The organism is Delftia sp. ZNC0008, assembly GCF_000799035.1.
Lineage (GTDB): Bacteria > Pseudomonadota > Gammaproteobacteria > Burkholderiales > Burkholderiaceae_C > Comamonas > Comamonas tsuruhatensis.
This window is the reverse complement of record NZ_JTKZ01000908.1, coordinates 1-4,247: the sequence shown is the minus strand read 5'-3', so window position 1 is coordinate 4,247 and position 4,247 is coordinate 1. Positions and strand designations below refer to the sequence as shown.

The following is a 4,247-nucleotide window of genomic DNA, read 5'->3' as shown; positions in this document are numbered from 1 at the left end:
CCGCGTATGGACCAGGCCTTCCTGTTCCTGCGGCAGGGCACTGAGGATGGCGATGGTCATGGTGGCTTCTCTTTCAACGGCACAGGGAAAAAGCAAAGGCGGCCCGGGGGCCGCCTGCGGGGCGAAAGCGCCCATTGTGCCGCGAGCCTGTGCCCGGCGCGACTCAGATGGCGATGGCCGTGGCCTGGTTGAGCACGGCGCGCACCACGCTGTAGACGGTGAGGGCCGAGGTCTTGGGGTTGGCCGCCAGCGGCTTGCCGCGCATGGTCAATTCCATGGACCCGAAGGCGCCGCGCGCGGCCACATGGTGCACGTTCTCGTCCACGCCCGGGTCGGCGTACAGGCGCACCGTGGTGCGGTCCAGGCCCATGCCGGCCAGCGACAGGGTGGCGGCCACGTTGGCGTTCTTGGGGTAGAGCTGGGCGGCCTCACGCGCGCTGCCTTCGAAGATGCAGAAGGCTTCCTTGAGGCTGGCAAGGTCGCAGCGCTGTTCTGCGGGCGTGCCGGTCCAGGCCAGGGGCGGCTTGCGGCCGGTGTAGACCACTTCATCCAGGCCGCCGATGCGCGCAGCGGCCAGCGCATCCACGCCGCCGATGGCACCCGACAGCAATTGCACCTGGGTGTCTCCGGCCTCGGCCGCCGCCTGCACGGCCTCGGCCATGCCCGGGGCGCTGAGTGCGCCGATGGAGGCCACGACGGCAGGAATGCCGCGCCGCAGGGCGGGCAGCACATGCTCCTCGATGGCGGCATGGCCCGCGCACTCCACGATGAGGTCGGGCCGGTCTTCGGCCGCCAGCGCAGGCACGGCACGCGCCTTGGGCGCATGCAGGGCCAGGGTGGCGCGCACGGCGTCGGTCACTTCCGGCACAAGCACCCAGCCCACCTGCACGGCGGCATGTCCCTTGAGCAGTTCGAGCACGCTGGCGCCAATCGCACCGCAGCCAATCACAGCAATCTTCATCGTCATATCTTTCTGGGAAGGAATGCGCTGGCGGCCGGTGTGCCCACCATCCGTTCAGCGCAGAAAACCGGGATGCTGGGTGCGCAGGTGGCCGGCCAGCTCATCGGCGGCGGCACGTACCTGCTCCACCCAGTCGGCCATGCGGCCGGGAGCGATTTCGGTGAAGGCCACGGCCATGCCCAGGCCCGCCACGATGCGCCCCTGCGCATCGCGCACGGGCGCGGCGATGCTGGAGACGCCGGGCTCGTAGAAGCCCTCGCCCATGGCGTAGCCGCGTTCATGGTCCTGCTGCAGCAACTGCAGCAACTGCTCCACGCTGCGCGGCGTGCTTTCCGAGAACTGGGGCAGTTCGCTGCCGCCGAACAGGGCGCGCAGCTGGTCCGCGTCCATGTCCTGCAGCAGTGCCCGGCCCAGCACGGTGGCATGGGCCGGCAGCCGCGAGCCCACGCGCACGGCGCCCTGGAAGGCGCCGGCCGGCGCGATGCGCGCCACATAGACCACGGAGGTGCCGTCCAGCAGCGCCAGGTTGGTGGTGAAGCCCAGCCGGTCGCACAGCGACTGCAGCACGGGCTCGGCCAGCTGGGCCAGCGGCTGGGTGGACAGGTAGTCGTAGCCCAGGCGCAGCACGGCCAGGCCCAGCCGGTATTCGGTGCCCGAGCGTTGCAGGTACCCCATGCCCTCCAGCGTCGTCAGCATCCGGAACACCGTGGACCGGGGCAGCGCCAGGGTGCGCGCCAGGTCGGGCGCGCTCCACACGGGCTGCGAAGGCGTGAAGCAGGCCAGCAGGCGCAGGCCGCGCTCCAGCGCGGGGACGGTGTAGCGGTCGTTGTCGTTCGAGAGGGTTTCGGAGGTATCGCTCATCGCAATTCGGGCAGGTAGGCCATCAGGTCAGCAGGGTGGCCAGCCTCTGTGCGACATCCGCAGGTTGTTCGACGACAGAGGCATGGCCGGCTGCCGCAAGCGTAACGTACCGCGCCCCCAGTCTTGCGGCCCAGGCCGCGCAGGCAGCCGGCGGCGTGACCACGTCGTGCTCTCCCACCCAGACCTCGACCGGCATGGCAAGGCGCCCCGCCGCCTGCCCCAGGTCGCTGCCGCACAGCAGCTCCACGGCCTGGGCGTAGCCTGCGGCATGCAGGCGCGCCGTGTTCCAGCGCACCCATTGGCGCACGGGCTCGGGCGCGGCGGGCGAGACCAGGCGCTGGTCGATGGCGGCGGCCAGGCCTTCGATGCCTTTTTCCTGCAGGGCCGCAAGACGGCCCTGGCGTACCTTGGCCTGCTGCTCGCCCATGCCGGGTGCGCCATAGCCGCCAGCGGGGCTGATCAGCACCAGTTGCTGCACGCGCCCGGCACCGGCCTGCACCGCCCAGGGCGTGCCCATGAGCGCACCCAGCGAGTGGCCCACCAGCAGGCAGCGGCGCACGCCCAGCGCCTGCAGCGACTGCTCCAGCACGCGGGCGTAGTCGGCGCCCGTGGGCGCGGCGGGTGTCAGCGGTGTGGAGCGGCCATAGCCGGGCGCGTCCCAGGCCAGCACACGCGTGCGCGGCGCCAGCGCCAGGGCCACGTCCAGCCAGGAGGCGGCGCCCGAGCTGATGCCGTGCAGCATCACCACGGCAAAGTCCGAGGCCGTGTCGCCGGCCTCGCGCCAGGCGACCTGGGCGCCCCCGGGCAGGGCGATGAGGTGTTCGGGGAACTGCGCCTGAAGGCGCTGCTCCATGCGTTGCAGCGTCTGCGCGGTCATGGCAGGCCCGCTACTCAACGTTTGATTTTTGCCAGGGGGTGTTCTGGGGGATAGGTGGGCGTGATGGGCTTCTTGGCACCCAGCATCACGCACATCAGCGCGTCTTCGTCGCCGATGTTGATTTCCTCGCGGTACACGCCGGGCGGCACGGAGACCACGTCGCGGTCGGTCAGGATGGTCTCGAAGCGCTGGCCGTCCTTCTCCAGCACGAGCTTGAGCTTGCCGCGGATCAGGAAGAAGACTTCCTCCACATCGGTGTGCAGGTGCGAGGGGCCTTCATTGCCGGCCGGGATGACCATGGTGGAGAAGGTGAAGTGCTCGGCCGGAATGGTGTTGCTGTCCGCAGCCACGCCCGTGCCGCCCGTGCCGATGTAGCGCATCTGGCCACGGCGGTACTTGGGATCGAAGTCGGCCTGGAACTTCAGCGCGTCGAAGTCGTACTTGCGCGTGGAAAACCGCGCCACGCGCGATTCCATCCATTGTTCGAAGCTGGAGCCTTCGGGCTGGTCCCAGGTGCGGGGCGTGTTCTGAGCGGATTCGGACATGTGTCTCTCCATCAACGTCGGTGGATCATGGCGGGGAAGGTGCCATTTGTTTTATCCATGAATCACAGTTCATGGGGTAAAACAATTATAGGAAGATTGATCGCACGCAACAAGGGCCACATGCGCAGCGGCATGTGGCCCCTTTGCTGCCCCGTCTGTTAGGGAACAGCGATGCGGGTGCAACAGCGATGGCCGTGCCTCAGGCAGCCATGCTGCGCCGCCCAGGCCGAAAGCCCGCATGGCTGGCCGGCCAGACCACGGACAGGCAGGCCAGTGCCAACACCGCCAGCGCCCAGGGCAAGGCGCGGGCACCCCGCCAGCCCAGCAGCAGTCCGCCGGCCACGCCGCCGCTCGCCACGGCCAGGTTGAAGACCGTCACCAGCATGGACTGGGCCACGTCGGCGCCCTCGCCTGCCGCGTCGGCCAGCGCGGTCTGCAGCAGCGTGGGCGCGCCGCCAAAGCTCAGGCCCCAGGCCGCAACGCCGATCAGGATGGCCACGGCCGACTGCCCGGCCAGGCCCAGCACCAGCGCAGACACGGCGAACAAGGCCAGGCTCAGCACGGTGAGTGCGCGCAGCCAGCGGTCCACCAGCAGGCCCGTGAGCCAGATGCCGGCAATGGCCGCAAGGCCGAACAGCAGCAGCACCCCATCCACCCTTTGCCCCAGACCCGCCGAAGCCAGGAAGGGCGCGATGAAGGTGTAGAGCATGTTGTGGGCCAGCATCCAGCCGAACAGCGCCAGCAGCACGGGGCGCACGCCGGGCATGAGCAGGATGCGCGCCACGGGCAGGCGCTGCTGCGCCGTCTGCCCGGCGTAATCCGGCACACCCAGCCGCACCCAGGCCAGCAGCAGCAGGCATAGCGCCGACAGCGCCCAGAACACGCCGCGCCAGTCGAACAGGCTGCCCAGCCAGGCGCCCAGCGGCACGCCGGCCGCCAGGGCCAACGGCTGGCCCACGCCCGCCACGGCCAGTGCACGCCCCTGCAGATGCGGCGGCACCAT

The 4,247-nt window shown here is 70.0% G+C and carries 5 protein-coding genes; all 5 read right to left on the bottom strand.

The features are described from left to right. Window positions 1-163 precede the first annotated feature (163 nt). A complete protein-coding gene (locus tag L995_RS29275) occupies window positions 164-961 on the bottom strand; it encodes an aspartate dehydrogenase (protein ID WP_047474933.1) in 798 nt (265 codons plus the stop codon). A 54-nt stretch (window positions 962-1,015) separates the two neighbouring features. Further along, complete coding sequence (locus tag L995_RS29270; protein ID WP_016449819.1) at window positions 1,016-1,822, bottom strand: IclR family transcriptional regulator; 807 nt, start codon at window positions 1,820-1,822, stop codon at window positions 1,016-1,018. Between the two features lie 22 nt (window positions 1,823-1,844). Next, complete coding sequence (locus tag L995_RS29265) at window positions 1,845-2,699, bottom strand: alpha/beta fold hydrolase (RefSeq protein ID WP_047474931.1); 855 nt, start codon at window positions 2,697-2,699, stop codon at window positions 1,845-1,847. A gap of 14 nt (window positions 2,700-2,713) precedes the next feature. Next, a complete protein-coding gene (locus tag L995_RS29260) occupies window positions 2,714-3,244 on the bottom strand; it encodes a cupin domain-containing protein (protein WP_016449821.1) in 531 nt (176 codons plus the stop codon). A gap of 199 nt (window positions 3,245-3,443) precedes the next feature. Next, window positions 3,444-4,247: MFS transporter (locus L995_RS29255; protein ID WP_047474930.1), on the bottom strand; the 804-nt coding region annotated here is incomplete at its 5' end.